This window comes from Microcystis sp. 0824 (genome assembly GCF_003112475.1).
Classification (GTDB): Bacteria; Cyanobacteriota; Cyanobacteriia; order Cyanobacteriales; family Microcystaceae; genus Microcystis; species Microcystis aeruginosa_C.
Genome location: NZ_BDSM01000018.1, coordinates 37,785 through 59,502, shown reverse-complemented (window position 1 = coordinate 59,502; position 21,718 = coordinate 37,785). Strand labels below are relative to the sequence as shown.

Below are 21,718 nucleotides of genomic sequence, written 5' to 3'. Positions count from 1 at the left end.
AGCTAACAGGCTTCAAGAAACGAGCTTTCATGGCGCAAGTAGCTCAAGATTATTTTCAATCTTCGCCAAGAAAAACGGAAAGTCAATTAGGATGATCAAGAAAAGCGATAGCGACTGGATTAAAAGAACTAGAAACAGGAATCACTTGTTTGGATAAACAAAGAGCAAGAGGGCGGAAAAAAACGGAAGAAATCCTGATAAATTTAGAAGAATATCTTAAAAGTTTAGGGTCAACCTATTCGCAAGCTGACCCTAAATTTCAATCAACATTTGCTTATGCTAAAATCAGGGACAGAGAGGTGCGAGAAGCTTTAATCGAAGAAAAAGGGTATAAAGATGAGGAGTTACCTTGTCGTCAAACCATTGGGGATATTTTAAATCGGATGGGATACCGTTTAAAAAAACACAAACAGTGAAGCCTTTCAAGAAAATTCCCGAAACAGATAAAATCTTTGAGAACCTAGCTAAACCGCGTTATCCCTGATGAGACAGCAGAAATAAACAGTCTAATTCGGGTTATTGATGAAAGTGGTGAAGATTACGCTTTTTCTGTGAATCGGTTTCATGCTATTGAGTTACCAAAGCCAATAGAAGAGGCTTTATTATCAGTTGCCAACTAAAACCCTGTCAATCCACCGAAAAAGAAACCACAAAAGTCGGCTAAATTGCCTCTAAAAATACCATAAATTCCCCTTCATTCAGTCAGTTGATGGGTTTATTTTTTTGCATTCCTCCCTCAAAAAATTCTCAGTGACACTAGAAAATAACTAAAAACTCTGCTGGAGTAATAATTGGAATCCCTTGATAAGTATTGAGAATTAAAAGCTCCTTATCCCCTGTTATGATGTATTGTGCCATTCCAGATACAGCTAATTCTAAGAATTTATTATCATCTAAATCGGAACAAACTCTCGTTTCATGCAATATATAAACAAATAAGCTCCTATTTTTAAGAGACGACAAGAAATCTAACCTATCATCTTTTTCTAAATATTTGTCAAATTTCTTTTTACTTATTCTCGTTGCCAATTCTTGATAATTTGCTTCGCTCTGGAGAATAGTAAATTGACTGACTGCTATATTGATTACTTTTTTGGGTGTTACTAGGGGATTTAGTAAAGCAATAATAAAAACATTTGTATCTATAACAACTCGATTAGGATTCATCTACTAATAGTTCTGTTAGTTTATCTTCTGTCAAACCTTTAGCTTGAGCTTTTTTGCCGACTTTATCCATAATTGAGATAAGACTTTCTGAATTTTCCTCAATCGTCAGATTAACTTCTTGTTCAGGAGAAAGACCTAACTGAGCGATTAGTGTAGGAATCTCCGATACCTTAATATTTTTGAGAACTTGTTTCATGGCTTAACTAGGTAACTAGGTGTATCTTCAACTTTCATTGTACTCTAAGTAGGGAGGCACAATTATTTGTAGGATGGGTTAGCGGTAGCGTAACATAATCGGGCGTTGGGTTTCATGCTTCAACCCAACCTACGTTCATCTTATATTTAATTCCACCCACCCACTTATTTAATCACATTTAACAGTGTTCCTCAAATCGTCCTCGACCTCTTCGCCACAACTTCAACCCTCAAGCATAAACTAAAATCCTCCCAATCCACCGAAAAAGAAACCACAAAAGTTGGCTAAATTGTTTCTAAAATACCATAAATGCTCCTTAATTTAGTTATTTTAGAGTGCGTAACGGCAGCCGGTTGTCGAGAAATGATGTCAAATCCCGTCATACTTTATCTTTATTTCTGACCAGCTGCCTAGACAAATCAGAAAGTAAAAGTCGTGCGGATAGTACCGATAACTAAGGTGGAGTTGTTGTTATTTGAGTTAGGAGAAGTAATCACGATTACCCCCGGAGTAAGGGCAATATTATCGGTGATTTTCCACTCATAAAATCCTTCGATATGAAAGGAAGTATCGGGATCATTAGTGGAACTGCCATCATTTAATCTAATACTAGAACTAGATACCCAAGGCTGCATACCAACAATAATACCCGCCGTATTTCCTTCCTTAAATAAATCAGGAAAAGCCAAAGTTACCGCCCAATTCCAGATATCTAAATCCCCGCGTTCTAGTTGTCCATCTAAGGTGCTAAGGGTGATAGCTTTTGTGTAACCACCCCAACCACCGAGGACAAAACCATCGACAATTCGCCAAGTAAATTGTAAACCCAAACTATTATTAATGGTCGGGACAGCCTCCCCGAATAGTTCTTCGGTGAAAAATCGGAAATTCGAGCGCTGACTTCCCGTCCCCGTGTCTAATTGGTTATAACCATGAAAGTAGGATAAAGCAATGCCAAAATTCTCGTCTGGAACATAACCCACCTGTGCCAGGGCAGTATAGGAACCGTTAAATAAACCCGCACCCGGGTTAGGATCGTTAGCATCCCCGGCAAGATAACCGGCGCTGAATTGGAAAGCCCCATAATTACCCTGTAAACCGAGTCCAGTTTGTCCGGGGGCAAAATAAAGGGGATTGCGGGTACCAAAAGCGGAAAGCGCCCCACTAGCACCATCTCCATCCAAAAAGTTGAGGGTATTGGTAAAGTCATCTTTAGCACCTCCCGTCGCTTCTAACCAGAGTTGGATATTTTCCGTTAGGGGGAAACTGTAGTTTAAAACTTCTAGCAATAAATCGTTGCCGTCCGGTTGGGTAAAGGCTAAGGTACTGGCAAAAGTTCCGGTGGTATCGGCTAAATCGGCAATATTTCCCGTTGCTAGACGGGTATAGAGTAAATCTTTGCCTGTGAAGCTAGTATTTAATTCTAAACGGGCCCGATAACCAAAAGCTGGCACTTGGGGAATTCCTTCACCACCGTTTTTTTCTCCTGTGGCTACCCCATATAATGCCATCACCACTTCCCCGGTTAATTTAGTAGTGGTGGAAAATTGATTATTTTCCAGAAAAGCGACTCGATTTTCTAAGTTATCAACCCTTGCCCCTAGGGCTGCTAATTCTGTCTCGAATTCCTTGACTAATCGCTTGATTCTGTCTAGATCTTCTTTTAATACCGCTACTCCTTCTTGAATCAATCTTTCCAGGGTATTTAAGCAGGAATTCAACCCCGCGGCAAATTCCCAACGAGTTAAAGCGCGTTCACCGCGAAAAGTACGGTCAGGATAACCTACTATACAACCATACCTCTCCACGAGACTTCTTAAGGCCTCAAACGCCCAGGCGGTGGGAGAAACATCCCGCAATTGATTGACACTTGTTACCTGTGCCATGGGGTTACTAGAGAGGTTTTCGAGACTATTAGCCAGTACTGGACCAGAAAAACCCAGTAATATCGCTGCTGTTAGCAAATTTTGCTTGATTTTCATTGCTGCCTCCCACACTTACAAGAATGATTCTTATTATCAATGTAATCAGGTTAGCAAACTTTTTCCAGTTTGGCACTGTTGCCAATATTTTTTAAGTGTTAAGTAGCTGGTTATAATTAAATTGAAGATAGATTTTAGGTTCGATCCCCCCTGCCCCCCTTGATAAGGGGGGTGCCGGTAGGCGGGGGGATCGAACCTTAATAAGAGGGGCATCTGATAACTTTTAACGCCTACTTACTTACTCCAGATAAAATCTGAATTGCCTAGCATTTATTGGTTCAAATAAATCTTAAATGATAATAAAAACAATAGGTAAATAATTTTATTGTTCCTAAAAACAAGATAGAGACGCTGCTGACAGCATCTCTAAATGATTATTTTTGGTTCAATTGAGGATAAAAAAGGAGGTAACTAGCGCAATTCAGCGTTAAACTCGTTAAAAGAGCGTCTTTTTAACTCTACCGATTCTGATCGAGGCAGAAGATCAAAAACCTTTCTTAAGACATCATCCACATCTTCGTATTTAACATTGCCCAAACCATCATAAACCACTTTACCTTGTTGGTCTAAAACCACCGTTTGGGGAACCCCACCGCGATAATAGTAACCCGGTTCATCGGGACGATAGGAAGACTTTAAGGGGATAGAATCGACAGTAACGGGGATAATACTGGCGGCGCGACCGTAAAACTCTTGAAAACGGGAGACAATCGCCGCAAATCGCTTACAATCACTACTATCATCCAAATAATAGACGATTATAGCTGGAATTTTCCGTTGAAAAGTTTCCGCTAAATTTAGACGCGGTGGTACGAGGGAACCATTACCCGCATAGACCACAAAAATATTACCATCGAGGCGATCATCATCGATCCCCGCATAGGCGCTAGAGGTTAGCCAAGGAGACCAACTCGTCAGGGCGATAATAAGAAAGACAAGACAGATCTGAAGACGCAGCCGATAACGAGATTTCATGATCAACAGGGTTAAAATATTAAGACAATTTTTAGTGTAAAAAATCTTGTGACCTTCGAGCGCGATAATTCCCAAACTACCTCGCGAGTCATTGCCGCTAACTCGCGCTTTGCCAATACCTATTATGCCATTCTCGGGCTACATCCGAGTGCCTCGGTGATCGAAGTGCGACGCGCCTATCGGGAACTCAGTAAACGATACCACCCCGATACTACCGAACTCAGCCCCGAAGTGGCAACGGTTAAATTCCAGCGTCTTAACGAAGCTTATGCCACCCTGAGTAGTCCCGATCGCCGTTCCCTGTATGATTTACAGATAGGTTACTCGCGCTGGAATGTCATCCAAACTATCCCCGATGGCGATCAACCCATAGCTAATCGTAGCGCCTATCTCGATCCTACCGATCGCCCCCTATCTTCGGGAGAAATTTTTGCTTTGTTTATCTTGGCACTCACCCTGCTGGGCTGCTTGTTACTAGCGGTGATTATTGCTATGCTTCGAGGAGAGAATGCCGTCACTGTAGCCCAATTATTTTTGATTTAGATGCGATGAAGATTCCCACTGCTGATACTCCCCTCTATAATCATCCCTTACCGGCGATCGAAGCATGGCTAGTTAAATTAGGTTGTCGGAAAAATACCGAGAATGTCCACTGTTGGACTGTGGAAAAACCGACATGGAAAGCGGAAATCTGCCTCGATATCGAAGAAATCACCGTTCGTTACTTTCGGGCAGCAAATGACGGCAGTGATATCAATCGCGCTTTTAAATACTCCCTTAGTCGCCAAGATATAGAATCGGCGGTTTTTTCTGGTCCCTAATCATCGGTTAAACTTTTGACTATCTAAGATTACTCGTTAAGACAGCACCGCAGTTGGCAGCGAGGAGAGCTAGTCCGAGCATTTGTACTAAACTTTCCGAGACAGGCTGTCAATCCAGTACACTTGTTCAGCTTGAAATCAAAGCTCCCCCACAACTGGAACCGCTGCCGGCAGTGCAACCGTAGCAATAGGAAGCGGTTTGTACCTCTGCAATTAGATCTAAACTATCCGCTTGTAATAAATCCGACAGGGTTAATTTTTGGTCTTGACCGGTGCAAGCGGCCAGATCTTCCATCTGATTAAAATCGCAGTCATAGATATTACCCAAATAATCGATCGAAAGCTGATTACGACACATCAAATATTCGACAGTATCGCCATTAAAATGGTCTTCGAGGAATTGAAGATAGGGTTGATAGAGTTGCCGGTGTTCCAGATGGAAGCGCGTCCTTCCGACGGGTAGGTTAGTGATAGTAAACAGATTGTTAAAAGAAATATTAAAATGTTCTTGTAAGAACTTTTTATAATCCCGTGTTAGGGATACCTGATCCGGTGTGAGAGAAAAATTCTCTGACTTAGGAATCTGGGGATTATAGACTAAATCTACAATCAAATTCGGCTCTTGAGCGTAGCCAAGACGGTTCAACCATTGTAAAGCGGCGATTGATCGATCATAGACTCCCAGACCGCGCATTTTATCCACATTATCGGCAAGATAACAGGGTAAAGAAGCCACCACCCGCAGCTGATGGCCCGCGCAATATTCAGGAATATCAGTAAATCCTTTCTCGAAATAAATAGTTAAATTCGAGCGCACAATTACCTGTTTCCCAGCTTTTCTAGAGATTTCCACAATCGGCTTAAAACCGTAGAGCATTTCTGGAGCGCCGCCGGTCAGATCGACGGTTTTAATTTGGGGAAATCTTGCGATCAGTTCGATAATTTGTTCGCACACTTCTGGAGTCATTTCTTCGGAGCGAACTGGACTTGCTTCCACATGACAATGGCTACAAGCAAGGTTACATTTTTTTCCCAAATTAATTTGCAGAACCGAGATTTTTTGCTTAGTTAAAGGAGTTTTTATTTTCTCAACAAAAGGGGTCATGGGAGAGTAAACAGTAATCAGTAAACAGTGAACAGTAAACAGTGACCAATCACTAATCAATGATAACTGATAATGGATGAGTTTTTTGTCAATGGGTAACTCCTAACTCAGATAAACTTGATTTTTCTCTTAGTTGCCAGGGGATAGCTCAGAAAGATTAGCTGATTTTTCTTGCCAATCTTGACCAATTTTAATCGTCACATCAGAAGCGAGATTTCCCGTACTTTCCACCAAAACTTCCCCGACACCAAGGCTATTATGGAGGGCAGCAGCCAGGGAATCATCCCCTTTTTGAGCAATAATTTTGGTAGTTTCTAGAATTGGCGATGAAGACTTAGAGACAAAAACATTTTCATAACCAAACGAGCGCAGATATCTGACTAGAGTTTGCACCGCTTCTGGATTATCGATGCTATCTTCCACAGCTATGCGAGTCGGTCGTGTGGTTTCTTCAGTGTCAGCCATAAAAAAGCCGTGGTTAAAATGTTGAGCCACTAGCTCTTGAATTTTACTTTGATCGGGCAACCAATAACTGATCCCTTGCCGACCATCACCATTAAAGTCCCCCGGTAGCAGTAGCATTTGCACATCAGCGCGCTGAGTTTTGGAGGCAAAACCGGCTAGGGCGAGTAACTCCTCTAAACTGAGATTAGTATCGATATGGGTGCGGATAACCTCGATAATATCGGGAATTTTCAGTAAAGTTGCTGGTTTTAGGGTTTGTTCTACTAAAGACCGCATTAATTGCTGTTGTCGTTGGATACGACCGATATCGCCGTTAGCATCGTAACGAAAACGGGCAAACTGGAGGAATTTCTCGCCGTTGAGGTGTTGTTCCCCTTTTTTCAGGTCAATGTAGAGGTGTTGACTAAAATCTTTGTACTTCATGTCTTTGGGAACATATACCGTCACCCCCCCCAAAGCATCAATTAATTTTTCCACACCCTGCACATTAATGCGAACATAGCGATCGATAGCGACTCCGTCTAAAAGATGACTAACCGTTTCCGCCGTTAAAGCAGGTCCCCCGAGAGCGTTAGCTTCATTGATTTTTTTCTCCCCATAACCCTCGATATCGGTGCGGGTATCCCGGGGGATGGAAAGCATGGTTAACTTCTGTCTTTGGGGGTCAAAACGCAGTAACAGCATGGTATCGGTTAAACCCTCCAAGGAATTAACCGGGGCATGATAACCCAGATCTGGGGTTTGTGCCTCCTTGACATCGGATGTCAACACTTTCGCGCCAACTACCAGAATATTAACGGGGCGGTTGAGGGCGGGAAGTTGCAGATTTTCATAGGATATGGCCTGCTGATTGTTAAAAGCGGCGGCTTCTTCGGGACTAAGGGCAGCTTGTCGCAAAGGTGTGGAGGAGAGAGACACAGCTAACATAGCCCCCGCCGTAGCGGAAACTAGGGCGCAGCCAGTTAAGCCTAGGGCTGTCAGGAACCATTTACCCGACAATCGCCGCTTTTTAACAGGTTTAGCCGCTAATTTGCTTGATTTTCCGCTTTTAAGCCTTGATTTCGTCTTATTAACCACAAATTGCCTCACACAATCACTAAATATCTCCCTAAAACCATATTTAAAGAGATAAACTATTTGTTTTCTCAGATAACCGGAAAAGATTATTAAACTAATCGGGTTTTCTAGAGAGTTAGCAGATAATATAGCAGAATTTTTCCTTATAGTTCTTCGGCATCGCAATTTTGTCGAAATATCTAGGGTTTGTTTCGTGGGAGTGGGGTGTGGGAATTATGAATTATGAATTATGAATTATGAATTGGGAAGTGGGGGAGTGGGGGAGTGGGGGAGTGGGGGAGTGGGGGAGTGGGGGAGTGGGGAAATTGAACTAAAACCGCAACACCCCAACCCCTAAAACCTGTCTCGGAGTCTCCTCATTGGCTGATTTTTTTGTGCAGAAATAACTTTTGTGGTCGATTAAATAACCAATTGACCAACCAACCGTCGGTTTTTTGCAGACGATAACCGCTACTTAAGTACAGTGACCGGGCTGCTAGATTATTATCGAGAACATGGAGGGAAAGTTCCTCAAAACCCCATTCTCTAGCGATCTGTTCACACTTGAGCAGCAATCTCCGGGCCAGACCGGCACGCCGGCGATCGGGACTAACGGCTAAATTAGAGATATAAGGGATGGGAACAGCCAAAAAAGAACTGGATTTTAAGCCGATTTCCGCCGTAGCGACAATAATTTCCTCAGGACCTGTGGCAGTGACGCTGGTTTGACTGACTACCAGACAGTGGTAGTAAGGGGTATCGGCGCGCAATCGTCCCCGTAAGTCCTCGTAAATGCCTAATTTAAAGATGGGACGCAGAAAAGACCAATAATTGGCCGTGGGGAAAAAACTATCGGTGAGAATCTCCGCCAAACTTTTGAGATCTTGGCCTTGGGCCAAACGTACTTCGACGGCAATGGCGGCAGTGTCACCGATCGCTTCCGAGTCGGAGGGATGAGACAATAGGTATGAGATAAAACAGGAGTCCACTTTAATCACAGGAGTCGGCAGGGAAGATGGGGATGGCAGTCCTTATCTGGGAAGGGTAAATAGGGGTGGGATTTAGTTGGGGGAATCAAGCATCTATCTTAGGGAGAAGACCGCAATTTTTCAAGACTACTGAATCAAAATCTCATCCATTCTACTGCCTATAGCCCCAGTTGGGGGAAAGACCGCAATTTTTTCGGGAATTTTTTTTGATCGCCGGGCAATGGCTAATATGGGGCGATGCCGGTCAGAACTAATCTCTTTCTTTTTGGGTCAATTAACTATATTCTTTAATCTAATCTATCCTCCTATCCCCTCTATGATCAAGGAAATTTCCGCTTATTTGCAAGTGTTCCGCAGTCAAAAAATGGCGGCTTTGTTATTCTTAGGTTTTGCTTCTGGATTGCCCTTATTGCTCACCAGTCGCACCCTGCAAGCTTGGATGACCACCGAAGGAGTTGATCTGAAATCGATCGGTTTATTTAGTTTAGTCACCCTCCCCTACTCTCTCAAATTTCTTTGGTCTCCCTTACTCGATCGCTATGTTCCTCCTTTTCTTGGTCGTCGTCGCGGTTGGATTTTAATCGCTCAAATTTGTTTAACTTTAGCGATTGGTTTTATGGCTTTTCAACAACCAAAACAATCTTTGGAATTATTGGCAATTAATGCTTTACTGATTGCTTTTTTTAGTGCCACTCAAGATATTGCCTACGATGCCTATCGCACAGATATTTTAGAAAAATGGGAGATGGGTGCTGGGGTGGCGATCGGGGTTTTAGGTTATCGTTTGGCTTTAATTTTAACTGGTTCGATCGCTTTAATTTTAGCCGATCAATTTCCCTGGCCCCTTGTCTATCTTTTCCTAGCTGCATTGATGGCTTTAACGATTATTTGGTCTTTTTTCGCCCCAGCTACTCCTCCTAGAGATGATACTCCTCAAAGCCTTTTAGAGGCGGTTTGGTTGCCTTTCCAAGAGTTTTTTCAACGCTATCGATTAGGTCAAGGAATCGGCATTCTCGCCTTTATTGTTCTCTATCGTTTAGGGGATGCTTTAGTTAATAATATGGTGACTCCTTTTCTCTTAAAAACTGGTTTCAGTCAAACCGCTATCGGAGCGATCCAAGGCGGCATGGGCATGATAGCAACTATGGTGGGAGTTTTATTAGGTGGTTCCCTGTTAAGTCGTTGGGGAATTAATCGATCGCTCTGGATTTTTGGCGGCTTGCAAGCTATTAGTAATTTAGCCTATTTTATTTTAGCAAATTTAGGGCAAAATTATCCTTTTATGGTCTTAGCTATTAATATTGAAAACTTCTGCAGCGGCTTAGGAACTGCCGCTTTTGTGGCTTTTTTAATGAGTCTTTGTAATGCTCGTTTTACCGCTACTCAGTACGCCCTCTTATCAAGTTTAATGGCCTTTAGTCGCGATATTTTAGTAGCTCCCGCTGGAGGTGTAGCGGATAAGATCGGTTGGCAGTGGTTCTTTTTAATCACGGTAATTGCCGCTTTACCCGGGTTAGCTTTATTACCTTTATTTGCTCCCTGGCAAGAGCCGAATTAGGCTAATTTATGAGCTAGAGAACGATGATTTATTCCTCCGATTTCACTCGCATAACTACTAAAGTCATATCGTCACTACTGTCATTTCCTAACCCAGTAAAAGCGGCCACTTTCCCAAATAAATATTCTAGAATCTGTTCGGGATCGTTGTACTGTTGACAGGCTTCTTTAACTGCCGATAGCCAATTTTTCTGATCAAATCTTTCCCCTTTCGAGTTAACTGCATCGGTAAAGCCATCGGTATAATAAATCACGGTATCTCCCGCTTCTAATTGCACTTGGGCATCATCATAGATAGAATCGGCCTCTAAACCAACTAATGTCCCTTCCGTGTCGAGAGACTCTAACTCTCCCGTTTTGGCCCGCCACCAGAGGGTGGGATAATGGGCAGCATTACTGTAGCCAAGACGGCGCGTCAGGGGATCATACTCGGAATAAAATAATGTCACGAAACGATGAGAATTATCGAGATCGGCATACATAACCCGATTGAGATGACGCAAAATTTGGGCCGGGGAGTGACGATTTAACACTTCCGCTCGCAACATTCCCCGGGTCATGGTCATCAATAATCCTGCCGGGACACCTTTACCCATGACATCACCGATGACTATACTCCAAGGGGCGGTACTGGCTTCCATTTCCGCCTCCGTTGCCGGTTTAAATTGATCGTAGTTGCAGGGGATAAAATCATAATAATCGCCCCCAACGCGATTAGCCGTTTTGCAGTGGGCTGCCAATTCTACCCCCTGAATTTTCGGACATTGCCGGGGTAAAAGACGATTTTGGATTTCGGAAGCGATTTCTAACTCTCGATCCTGACGTTCCTTGGCCCGTAATTCGATCGTTAATTCATTATTAGCTATAGCTACCGCCGTTTGATCGGCCACTAGCTGCAGAAGTTTACGACGGGTGGGTGTCCAACCATAATCGGGATCGCGACTGAAAACGTATAAACGTCCCCGCTCACTATTTTTTACTAAAACAGGTGTACTATAAACCTGCGTACCCTGTCCGAGAGTTTGCCGGATTTTATGGTCGAGACTATCGAGAAGCGATCGATTATTTTTGTTCTCAAGTGTCGCTTCTTGGTTTAATTGTCGGATAATTGCCTCTAATTGTCGGCGTAGTTCCCCATTAATTTGATTATCTTGGCAATGGAGTTGATCGAGGGCTACTTGACCGTTATTTTTGCTCAAAATCAACGCTCCTCCCTCCGCGTCTGCCACTCGTGCGGCCATCAAGGGGGTAAGATCGAGGAATTGGTTTAAATTATTGAAACTCCGCAGGGCAAAACCGAGGGAACTTAAGAGATTTTGAACTTTGTTTTGTTCGCGATATAAACTGGCGACCAACTCTTTTAAGGCTAAAATTGGCTTGATATCGGTAGTTTGATCGCCCATATTGACGGGGGCAGTGGTGAGGGTTTCCCTCGGTTCCGGCTCAGAAAGCATAAAATGATTTTTGTGGCGGTGACATGATTATAGCTAGATGGTCATTGGGTTATGACCTGTTTAAGTTTAACAGTATAGTCGATCTTTTCCTGACTGCCACAATTTAACCCCGATGTTTTACTATTTCTGTTTTGTCACACCGAAGTCTAGGGCTGATAACCTGACCTTATAATAATTAGAAGTATTTAACTTGATCCATTGACTTTATGACCTTGCCTCTCGATGTTCCCACGGCGATTAATCAACGTCGTTCTATTAAAAATTTTACCACCGATCCGATCGCACCGGAACTGCTGAAAACCCTAGTAGAATTAACCGTTGCCGCACCTAGTAGTTTCAACATCCAAGATTGGCGAATTATTTTAGTACAAGATGAGGCACAAAAGGCCGCTTTGGCCGAGGCCGCTTGGGGACAAAAGCAAATTATCCAAGCGCCGGTTACTTTTGTTTTCGCTGCCGATGCTGCCGCAGGAGGAGGAGATCTAACTCCTATCTATGAACAGGCTCTCAGTACAGGTGCCTGGAGCGAAGGCACGGTAAAATATTTTAAACAGGCAATCCCGGGATTTCAAAAGGATTTGGGCGAAAAAACCCGGGAATATGCGATTAAAGATGCCATGATCGCCGCTACTCATCTGGTTTTAGCTGCTGAAAGTCTCGGTTTATCTAGTTGTTTTCTCAACGGTTGGATCGAGGACAAGGTAAAAGCTGTGATCGGTGCTGCCGATCATCCCCATCTGGCGATCGCTGTTGTCGTTCCCATCGGTTACGCGGCGGAACCACGGCTTAATCCGGGGCGTTTACCCTTAGATTACAATGTTTTTGTGGATCGCTTGGGTAATCCCTATCAAATCTAAACTCTATTAAATGGATTTAATCCCGTTTCGATCGCTGTTTTAGCCGGTGGTTTGGGGGTGGGTATCGGTTTCGGTTGGCAGGGGTTGGCGTTGCTGATTTGAGATAGGAATCTTCTGGCAAACTAACTTTTAGATAGGATGCACAGTTGGTATTCATAGCTTGATTGAGCAACGCCTTGTATTGTGTCAAAATTAACAATTTAATCTGCATCAAGCTGCGCTAATACAGCCGACATCGATCTTAATTTTTTCACAAGATATAAGGTTAATTATTTGTATATAGCGTTTCCCAATCTCATGAGGTACACCAAAATCTTAACTCCTGAATCCCGAATCCTGACCCCTGACTCCTGACTCCTCAAAACCTAAGACTCTGTACCTCACAACTATGGGAATTGCTATATAGCGTTTCCTAAGCTAGTGAGGTACACCTGTTTTTCTTCCCCTTTGCCTTTTGCCTCTTGCATGAGTGCCTAAAACCCATAACTTTTGTACCTCAGCAGACTGAAAAACGCTATAACAAGTCCCTAGAAACCTTATTCATACCAAAACTCGGAACTTCCCGCACATTTTTCGTCTCTAAATAACCATTGTTGAAACACTTGTTCTCTACCATCCTGAGGTGCAACAATCTGATAAACTGTTAGGGATTTTTTAGCAATTCTCTGGCTGCCCTTGCTGGTTAATTTATAACCTAACAAGTTTAAAAAATTACGAATAATTGTCAGGGGACGGGAAGTATTAGAGAGATTAATCTTGGTGATAGTTTTAATCTCGTTACGGTTTTTAATGGCGATTTCCGCCATTTTTTGTAAATCGGCATCATGATTATTTAATTCTCTTTCTGGGTTAGCTAATAATACGGAAATTCCCAACAATTCTAACGTCCCGATAATCACTCCTAATTGACTACTATTAAAATCGGGAATAAATAAACTTCCGTGACCTGATTCTATCAGTTTACGCGCAATTAAAGCATCTCGATCACACAAAAATTGTCGCCCAATTGTCAAAAAGTAATGTAAGCGTAGTTCTTGATACCATCCTTGATCATCTTTAATTACTAATTGTGGTGTGACGGGGATTCCATAGCGTTTGTATAGGTCATATTTCCTGATAATTCTCCTTTCTTTTACTGACTTAACTAACTGTTTTTTTAGCAGACGACACTCTGATTCCGTTATCTCGGCTGCGCTGGCAATCGCATCACATTCAGAACGATAATTATGTTCCATAATTTCTTCAATTGCTTCCGTTAACTGATTAGTTATGTCTAGTTCTTCTTCCTGATTTCGTTCTTTAATTCTATGACCTTCTGCTTGTAAAATCTCTAGAATTGACTGACGATAATTAAGCATATAAGCATTGACTCGCACGGCCATTTTAGCCCAGCAGAGTAGAGATTCCGCTTGAAAAGTTGTATCTAAATCCTCCAGAGATTCTAAATCTGATTGGTGTAGTAAGCGAATATTAACCTCCGTTAATCGGTGTCCAGAGGTGAGAAGTTTGGGGATAGAAGTGGAACCATTGCCCACCTGATTAAATCCGTACACTGCTGACCAAATATAACGAGGAATATTCTCTCTAATTCTCCCTAAAAATTGAGCGATAGAAGTGGGATTCTGAATTCCCTGTGCTAAACACCAAACCGAGGAAAAGTGTTGCTGAATATCAATACTAATTCCCGTTTCGATCGCGGGACTAGCTAGAACTATATCATAGTTAAGCAACAACTGATTTAAATTGCCAATCACTTGATAGACATCGTGACTAGAATCTTGCAATGACTCTGAGTCTATCCGCAGAATTTTCTTGTGAGGAAATTGCTTTTTTAGATATGATTCTAGGGTAATTGTTCCCCATTTGCTGGTTAATTTTTGTGCTGATAGACAAACGAAAGGTTTTCCTCCCTCTTTAATATGTTTGACTAAATCATTAACTAGCTGTTGAGGACTATTATCAGAGTAGTTATAAACTCGCCAAGCTTCCTGATAACTAGGTTTCCACTCATTAATAATCAAAAAAGTGTCTAGTTTAATTGCCGCTAAAGAAGTTAAATAATCTAGGGAAATATCACTTAAATCAGCATCGGCAACTAGGACTTTACCCCCACTGCTGACCACAGTTTGCAGCAGGGACTTTAGGGATTTTAAAATTGCCACACGATTACTTTTACAAGTATCCCCATTTAAACCATGCCATAGAACTTGTTCGATCTCATCGATAATAATAATAGCTCCCTGCCAATCTTCCGCTTGAAATTTAGCTTGTGATTGGGGATGGAGAGAGTCAATACATAAACCATAACCGTAAATTTGTGCCGCAGGATTATCCCTAATTTTGCTGATATAGTTTAAACCAAAGCGTTGACATAACTCCTCTACCAGTTTCACCCGATGACCAATAACTAAAACTTTTTGTTGATTGGCAATAGCCTGTTTAACTATCTTGGCTAAAAACTCAGTTTTTCCCGTACCTTTAGCCGATTTAATCGCCATTAACTGCGCTGATGTCGGGATGGCAATATCTGGCAAGTAACGGCTATTTAATTCTAGATGAGGTGGGAGAGTTAAACTATTTAAACTCGCTGCTTTCCAAATCTCCCAAGAGGTAGCTTTTTGATAGACTTGTTTAAAGTAATCTTCTCCTCGATTGATTAGTAAATCATCCACCCCTTTACCGTCAGCAGCATCCCAAGCAACTACCTTTACCTCACAGTTAGCCTGAGTGAATAGATAACCCATTCTCTGTAAAGCTAAATTAACCGCTTGTTGGGTTTTCGGTTTAGTTTCTTGGTCGAAAACTAGATAAATCTTTCGTCCGGAATTAGCCAATTTTTCTAGCTGCGGAATTAAATGAGATTTACCGATTCTCCTACCCAGTTCGTCCTTGGGAGTACGATAACCATTGTGAATCCCGGGTAAGGCAATTGTCACATAACCTGCTGTTAGTAATGCCCCCGCTTTTTTCGCTCCTTCCGTAAGACAAATAGGTATCTCTGGATGTTTGATTACCCAGGACCAAAAACCGAGATCCTCTTGCTTATTATCCACTTCTTCAGGTAAAATATTAACATTGATATGCTGGGCTATCCTTTGCCAAATTTTCAGGGGAACCCGCAAAGCAAAGACTCCCGTAGGGGTTTGGGGGGGATGTTCGTACTTAATCGGTTTAGCCTTATCGAAGCTTAAACGGGGAAAATCGGGCTTAAAACAGCCCCAAGGGTCATAATTACCCGTTAATAAGTCAATTCCTGAACACCACCAACCGCCTTGACTGGTATGTTCATAACGCTTGAGAATACTATCCCTAACCCTGCCATCATTGCGTCGCGGTAATTCTTGGGAGTAGAGTAGGTATTCACTGGGAGATAGCCCCGCTAAACCGGTGACATTGAGAGCGATTAACTCCGCATCCACACCGCTACCACGCCATTCTTCTAAATATTTCATCCTTGTCCTCTACTGGCTAGACGCTATATATAGCGTTTTTGTCCTATTATTCTAGCGGTAAGACACTAAATAGCGAAAAGAGAAATTTTACTCTCTCAGAGGTTCTCGGAGGAAATTTGACTTTTAATCCACTCTTGTCTTAGATTATGCAGAATCGGATCAAAAATATTTTGTCAATCTGTTTGTAATATCAAATAAAAATCTTTTTGTCAAGCATACATAAGAACTATCCTAGCAAGAAAATCGAGAATTTTTTGCGGAAAATGTCATCCAAAACACTGTTTTAGGGAACAAAACAATCCTAGCTATACCACATATAGAGTTATAAAATTATTTAACACGCTAGATATTGTGTTTTCCTAGAAAATCTGATAGAATAACTTAGTACAAATAAATTAATTTGTCAATTTTTTTTAAAGCCGCAATTTCCCAATTATGCAATCGAAGCCCTTGACTACTGCCGTCTCCATTCACAAAAATAACGAAGTAATACCCTTTCGTTCTACCCCTTTAGCTAATATGGGCAGCCATGGAATTAGAGTGATTCGGCGCGATGGTTCCACCACAAGCTTAAATATCGGCAAAATTCGTGACGTGGTAGAGTGGGCTTGTGAGGGCAAAAAAGTCAATTCTATTGCCTTAGAAGCGGGTTTAACCACACGCCTGCGGGATGGGATTACCACTAGGGAAATACAGGATAATTTAATCAATTGCGCCCTAGAAATGTGTAGTCCCGAGGAACCGGATTGGCGCTATGTGGCGGGAAGATTGCATATTTGGAGTCTGTGGAAAGATACCTTGGTAGCCCGGGGTTATCAGTACGGAAATTACGAGAAAACTGTCAAAACTCAAGTTAAAAATCGCCTGTACGACGAAAGGATTCTCATCTATTCCGAGGCAGAATTAAAAGAAGCTGGTTCTTGGATTAATCCCGATTGGGATATCGATTATGATTACGCTGGCGCATTGTTAATCACTAGCCGTTATTTACTCAAAAATGAGTTACCCCAAGAGGCATTATTAACCTGTTCCTTGCTGCTTGCCATTGTGGAAGAACCGGCTAATAGACTCCACTGGGCGAAGAAATTTTATCAAGGGATTGCTCAAAGAAAAATCTCTCTTGCCACCCCAATTTTAGCCAATTTACGCACTCCCAAAGGTTCCCTAACCAGTTGTTTTATCCTCTCAATTGACGACAGTTTAGAAAGCATTTTCAGCGAGATTACTAATGCTGCCCGCATCTCCAAAAATGGTGGCGGTGTCGGGGTGAATGTAAGTAGAATTCGCGCCACTGGTAGCTGGGTAATGGGGAAAGCTAACGCTTCCGGGGGGATTATTCCTTGGATTAAATTACTCAACGATACAGCTATTGCAGTAAATCAGGGGGGAAGACGCGCCGGGGCAGTAACTATCGGTGTTGACATCTGGCATTTAGATGTGCCAGAATTTCTGGAAATGCAGACAGAAAACGGTGATCAAAGACGCAAAGCTTATGATGTTTTTCCCCAATTAGTTATCACCGATGAATTTATGCGTCGGGTGATAACTAAAGCCGAGTGGACATTAGTAGATCCCTACGAAGTTCGCAATAAATTAGGTATAGAATTAGCGGAACTATGGGGGGAAGAATTTGAAGAGGCCTATCGTTTAGTAGAAGCTAATTTAGATAAAGAGATTCTCCTCTATAAAAAAATCAATGCCCGGGACTTGTTTAAAAGTATCATGCGTTCCCAAGTGGAAACAGGAATGCCCTACATTGCTTTCAAAGATACCATCAATCGGGCTAATCCTAATAAACATGATGGCTATATCCCCGGTGTAAATTTATGCACGGAGAGTTTCTCGAATGTCACCCCCGATAAAACTGCTCATTGCTGTAATTTAGTTAGCCTTAATTTAGCCAACATCGACAGGGAAGAAATCGAGTCTAATTGTCAAATTGCTGTCAGGATTCTCGACAATACTATCGATATTACTAATCCTCCCTTTGATAATGCTAAAAACCACAACGATAAATATCGCACTATTGGGGTAGGGGCGATGGGATTGGCTGACTGGTTAGCTAAACGGAAATTATCCTACAATAACCTGTCAGAAATTAGTAATTTATTTGAAGAAATTGGCTATTGGTGTACCTATTCCTCGATGGAATTAGCCAAAGAACGCGGCACTTATCAAGCTTTCTTGGGCAGCGAATGGAGTCAAGGTAAATTAATCGGTGCAAAACCAGTGGCATGGTTTTTAAATAATGCGGTGCAACCGCAAAGATGGCAACAATTAGCCGAAGATATTCAACGATTTGGCATCCGTAACTCCCATATTACCGCCATTGCTCCTAATACTTCCTCTAGTTTGGTACAGGGATGTACCGCTAGTGTTTTGCCGGTTTATAGTCGCTTTTTCTACGATAAATGGGCAAAGGGAACCGTTCCCATCGCACCGCCTTTTATTGAAGAAGCTTTCTGGTTTTATCCAGAGAATAAAAATCTCGAACAGCAGCAGGTGGTGAAAGCGATCGCTACTATGCAAGAATGGATCGATACGGGGATTTCTATGGAGTTATTATTCAACCTCAATGAAGGGGTTTATTTCCCCGCAGAACCCAACCGTTGTCTCACTGCTAAAGATATCTTTGATACCCTAATCATGGCGTGGGAATTGGGGTGTAAAGCGATTTATTATATCCGCACCGTACAAAAGGACAATTTTCGAGAGTCTGACGATAGTTGTTCTAGTTGCGCTAATTAAGGTTAAGATAAGTCTTATTCATCAATGTAATCACAGCTATGGATAAGACTTTATACGAACAGGATTACTATCTCTGGTTAGAGAAAACCATATCTTTACTAGAAAATCGCCAGTTTTCTGAGTTGGATTTAGAAAATTTAATTGAAGAAATAAAAGATATGTCCAGAAGAGAACGCCAGAAGTTAGAGAGTTTACTAACTAAACTCTTGGAACATTTACTTAAATTAACTTATTGGCAATCTAAGCGCGATTACAATAAAAACAAGTGGCGACGAGAGATTTTAAATTTTCGCATTCAAATAAAAAGAATTATTAGCAACAAAAAGGATGGAAATTATAATACAAACTTAGTATCTTACCTCACCGAGATTCTCGATCAATGTTATGAGGATGCTTGCCATCTATTTGTCGAAGGTTCTGGCATCGATAAAAGACTTTTAAGTGCTACACCTATTGGATCAATTGACCAAATTTTAGATGAAAATTGGTTTCCTGAGTTTCTCGGAGAGGATTAAGCAATGAAGAGTGATTTATACGAGCAGGATTACTATCTCTGGATAGAGAAAACCAGATCTTTACTGGAAAATCATCAATTTTCTGAGTTGGATTTAGATAATCTCATCGAGGAGATTAGCGACATGGGCAAAAGTCAACGACAAAGCTTAAAGAGTTATTTAACTCGGTTATTAGAACATTTGCTGAAACTAGCTTACTGGCAGTCGGAATTAGAATATAATCAAAGAGGATCGAAAAATGAAATTAGGAATTTCCGTCGTGCCATAAAAAGAATTATTGCCGATAGTACTAGTTTACAGCCTTATCTGATTTAAATTTTTAACAACTCTTTTCAAGAAGCTCGTATTTCTTTTATCGAATTATCGGGAATGGCTGAAAATTTGGTCAGTTTAGATGCAATTTGCATTATAGAACAAGCTTTAAATGAGGATTGGTTTCCTGAAATATCAAAATAATGGGGATAATTATGGAAAAGAACTTATAGGAAAAAGACTACTATCTCTAGTTAGAGAAAACTATATTTTTACTAGAAAATCATCAATTTTCTGATTTATATTTAGAGAATTTAATTGACGAAATAAAATCTATGTCTATCAGTCAACAGAAAGCATTAAAAAGTAATCTGACTGTGATTTTATGGCATTTACTAAAATACTTACAAGCACCAGAACAACAAACCAGAAAATGTAAATTAACCCTTTTTGATCATCGCGAAAGAATAGAAGAAGATTGAGAAAATAGCCCTAGTCTTAAGAGTTTTTTTAACAGAAGATGATTTTAAAAAATGCTCTAATAAGACTAGAAAAAAAGCCGCTATTGAAACAGGGATAAACCTAGAGAAATTCCCGAAGGATTGCCCATTTACTTTGGCAGAAGCTCTAGATTTTGAATTTATCCCTAATCAAACCATTTGACTTTTTACCGAAAATCTACTATAACCTAAAAGTGCCATAATGTCCAAGTAATCATGTCCTTACATTTAGTTAATTCTTGCCATTCGATGCCCATTTCCCCGATCTTCAATCCGGCGGGAGATGATGCGATCGAAAACCGTTCGATCTGGTTTGGTAACACCACCAACCTAATGCAGTTAAACGATGTCCGCTACACCTGGGCGGTGGGTTTATATCAACAAATGCGCGAAAATTTCTGGATTAAATAAGGTAGTCCAGACTAAATCCCCTGAAAACGGTGAAACTCTGTGATCTATCTTGCAAGAAAATTTGTTATAATGTGTAATATGTATCGCACAACAAAACAAATGGAAAGCAAGACTTGCACTAAGTGTCATACCACAAAACCGATTTCTGAATTTCACAAAGATAATAGGCTAAAAAGCGGGACAGTAGCAAGGTGTAAAAGCTGTACTTGTGAATACAAGCGAGAGTATTACGCATCAAGCGAAGGAAACGCCAAAATAAAAGCCTACATTGAGCGAAATAAAGAAAAAAGATCCACTTACAGTAAACATTATTCTCAGAAGTACAGAGATGCTCAGTTTAAAAACCAAAAAAAACTTGAGTTTTGCCTCTATAAAGGAGGGTACTGTTCTGAATGTGGATTGGCTGTAACGGAAGACACTATTGCGGCCTTTGATTTTCATCACATCGAACCCTCTGAGAAGGAATATACCCCATCAGATATGTTGATGTTGAAGAAAGAAAAGGTGTTCAAGGAATTAGATAAGTGTATTCTCTTGTGTTCCAACTGTCACAGGATTTTGCACCACAGACAATACCGTGCCAAGCTGCTAGAAAAAAAGCAGAAGGTGTAGAGACTAATGAACAGCAGATCATATCTGACTAAGTAAAGTAGGCAGTAAGCGATTGACTGTCGAAGCGGGGGACTCCTTTGTATAAGCAAAGGATGATGATATAGTCCGATCCATTTGGTGACAGATGGCAGCTTGAATAAAGCGGGTTAGGGGTAGCGAACCTAATTGAACATAAATGACCGCAACGATTAGATATCACTCAAGACGTGACTGAATACGGGCATCTTACCGACGAAGAAAGATATGCTTATGATGGTATTTTGTCCTATCTAACTTTTCTTGATTCCGTGCAAACCTGCAACATTCCTCACCTAAAAGGTAGCGTCACTGCGCCAGAAATTAGTCTTTGTATGGCGGAACAAATTTCTCAAGAGGCCATGCACAATCAAAGTTATCAATACCTAATTGAAACGATTATTCCCTCGGATCGTAGAGGTGAAGTTTATGACTTTTGGCGCACCGATAAAGTTCTCAAGGATCGCTGTCAATTTATCGCTAGTCTCTACCAGCAATACATCGACAAACAAACTACTGAAAGCTATTTTATCGCCCTTCTTGCCGATTATTTGCTAGAGAGTTTGTATTTTTATAACGGGTTAAATAA

The 21,718-nt window shown here is 41.4% G+C and carries 18 protein-coding genes and 3 pseudogenes; 12 read left to right on the top strand and 9 right to left on the bottom strand.

Annotated features, from left to right (window positions below):
• Positions 1-149 precede the first annotated feature (149 nt).
• Positions 150-416: a hypothetical protein gene (locus N0824_RS06640; RefSeq protein WP_108936181.1), complete on the top strand. Its 267-nt coding sequence runs from the start codon at positions 150-152 to the stop codon at positions 414-416.
• 340 nt (positions 417-756) lie between these two features.
• Here the strand turns inward: N0824_RS06640 and N0824_RS06635 are convergent, their stop codons facing one another.
• From N0824_RS06635 to N0824_RS06615, 4 genes are all read right to left on the bottom strand, one after another.
• Positions 757-1,167, bottom strand: coding sequence for a putative toxin-antitoxin system toxin component, PIN family (locus N0824_RS06635; RefSeq protein WP_108936180.1), 411 nt, complete (start codon positions 1,165-1,167; stop codon positions 757-759).
• Positions 1,157-1,363: a hypothetical protein gene (locus N0824_RS06630; RefSeq protein WP_002763776.1), complete on the bottom strand. Its 207-nt coding sequence runs from the start codon at positions 1,361-1,363 to the stop codon at positions 1,157-1,159. The genes N0824_RS06635 and N0824_RS06630 overlap by 11 nt, the downstream gene beginning before the upstream one ends.
• 419 nt (positions 1,364-1,782) lie before the next feature.
• Entirely contained in the window at positions 1,783-3,345 is a 1,563-nt protein-coding gene (locus N0824_RS06620; protein WP_108936179.1) for an iron uptake porin, read from the bottom strand.
• 411 nt (positions 3,346-3,756) lie between these two features.
• Positions 3,757-4,320, bottom strand: coding sequence for a thylakoid membrane photosystem I accumulation factor (locus tag N0824_RS06615; RefSeq protein WP_108936178.1), 564 nt, complete (start codon positions 4,318-4,320; stop codon positions 3,757-3,759).
• 48 nt (positions 4,321-4,368) lie between these two features.
• Between N0824_RS06615 and N0824_RS06610 the strand changes: the two genes are divergently transcribed.
• Both N0824_RS06610 and N0824_RS06605 read left to right on the top strand, forming a co-directional pair.
• Entirely contained in the window at positions 4,369-4,863 is a 495-nt protein-coding gene (locus N0824_RS06610; RefSeq protein ID WP_108936177.1) for a J domain-containing protein, read from the top strand.
• A 5-nt stretch (positions 4,864-4,868) separates the two neighbouring features.
• Positions 4,869-5,141 carry a DUF3143 domain-containing protein gene (locus N0824_RS06605; RefSeq protein WP_002770501.1) on the top strand — a complete coding sequence of 91 codons (273 nt, stop codon included), beginning with the start codon at positions 4,869-4,871 and terminating at the stop codon, positions 5,139-5,141.
• 127 nt (positions 5,142-5,268) lie between these two features.
• On the opposite strand, the gene arsS is transcribed toward N0824_RS06605, so the two are convergent.
• The 3 genes from arsS to N0824_RS06590 form a co-directional block, all read right to left on the bottom strand.
• On the bottom strand, positions 5,269-6,246 hold the full coding sequence (arsS, locus tag N0824_RS06600) for an arsenosugar biosynthesis radical SAM (seleno)protein ArsS (protein WP_108936176.1): 978 nt from the start codon (positions 6,244-6,246) through the stop codon (positions 5,269-5,271).
• Between the two features lie 129 nt (positions 6,247-6,375).
• Entirely contained in the window at positions 6,376-7,788 is a 1,413-nt protein-coding gene (locus N0824_RS06595; protein WP_108936175.1) for an LCP family protein, read from the bottom strand.
• A gap of 356 nt (positions 7,789-8,144) precedes the next feature.
• Positions 8,145-8,765, bottom strand: coding sequence for a GNAT family N-acetyltransferase (locus tag N0824_RS06590; RefSeq protein WP_108936174.1), 621 nt, complete (start codon positions 8,763-8,765; stop codon positions 8,145-8,147).
• Positions 8,766-9,072: 307 nt separating this feature from the next.
• On the opposite strand from N0824_RS06590, the gene N0824_RS06585 reads away from it, so the two are divergent.
• Positions 9,073-10,314 (top strand): AmpG family muropeptide MFS transporter, encoded by a 1,242-nt coding sequence (locus N0824_RS06585; RefSeq protein ID WP_108936189.1) that lies wholly within the window; start codon positions 9,073-9,075, stop codon positions 10,312-10,314.
• Between the two features lie 28 nt (positions 10,315-10,342).
• On the opposite strand, the gene N0824_RS06580 is transcribed toward N0824_RS06585, so the two are convergent.
• Positions 10,343-11,767: a PP2C family protein-serine/threonine phosphatase gene (locus tag N0824_RS06580; RefSeq protein ID WP_108936173.1), complete on the bottom strand. Its 1,425-nt coding sequence runs from the start codon at positions 11,765-11,767 to the stop codon at positions 10,343-10,345.
• Between the two features lie 206 nt (positions 11,768-11,973).
• On the opposite strand from N0824_RS06580, the gene N0824_RS06575 reads away from it, so the two are divergent.
• Entirely contained in the window at positions 11,974-12,624 is a 651-nt protein-coding gene (locus N0824_RS06575) for a nitroreductase family protein (protein WP_004268876.1), read from the top strand.
• A gap of 536 nt (positions 12,625-13,160) precedes the next feature.
• Here N0824_RS06575 and N0824_RS06565 read toward each other — a convergent pair.
• The gene (locus N0824_RS06565; RefSeq protein WP_108936171.1) at positions 13,161-16,076 is read right to left on the bottom strand and encodes a plasmid replication protein, CyRepA1 family; all 2,916 of its coding nucleotides are present in this window, start codon (positions 16,074-16,076) and stop codon (positions 13,161-13,163) included.
• A gap of 435 nt (positions 16,077-16,511) precedes the next feature.
• On the opposite strand from N0824_RS06565, the gene N0824_RS06560 reads away from it, so the two are divergent.
• The 7 genes and pseudogenes from N0824_RS06560 to N0824_RS06530 form a co-directional block, all read left to right on the top strand.
• The gene (locus N0824_RS06560; protein WP_108936170.1) at positions 16,512-18,824 is read left to right on the top strand and encodes a ribonucleoside-diphosphate reductase subunit alpha; all 2,313 of its coding nucleotides are present in this window, start codon (positions 16,512-16,514) and stop codon (positions 18,822-18,824) included.
• Between the two features lie 38 nt (positions 18,825-18,862).
• Positions 18,863-19,339, top strand: coding sequence for a DUF29 domain-containing protein (locus tag N0824_RS06555; RefSeq protein ID WP_002772074.1), 477 nt, complete (start codon positions 18,863-18,865; stop codon positions 19,337-19,339).
• A gap of 3 nt (positions 19,340-19,342) precedes the next feature.
• Positions 19,343-19,795, top strand: a pseudogene (locus N0824_RS06550) (DUF29 domain-containing protein).
• Positions 19,796-19,857: 62 nt separating this feature from the next.
• Positions 19,858-20,254: pseudogene (locus N0824_RS21720) on the top strand (DUF29 domain-containing protein).
• A gap of 86 nt (positions 20,255-20,340) precedes the next feature.
• Positions 20,341-20,502 carry a ribonucleoside-diphosphate reductase gene (locus N0824_RS06540; protein ID WP_108936169.1) on the top strand — a complete coding sequence of 54 codons (162 nt, stop codon included), beginning with the start codon at positions 20,341-20,343 and terminating at the stop codon, positions 20,500-20,502.
• A gap of 78 nt (positions 20,503-20,580) precedes the next feature.
• Entirely contained in the window at positions 20,581-21,114 is a 534-nt protein-coding gene (locus tag N0824_RS06535) for a hypothetical protein (RefSeq protein ID WP_108936168.1), read from the top strand.
• Positions 21,115-21,293: 179 nt separating this feature from the next.
• Positions 21,294-21,710, top strand: a pseudogene (locus N0824_RS06530) (ribonucleotide-diphosphate reductase subunit beta); the annotation flags it as partial.
• Between the last annotated feature and the right edge of the window lie 8 nt (positions 21,711-21,718).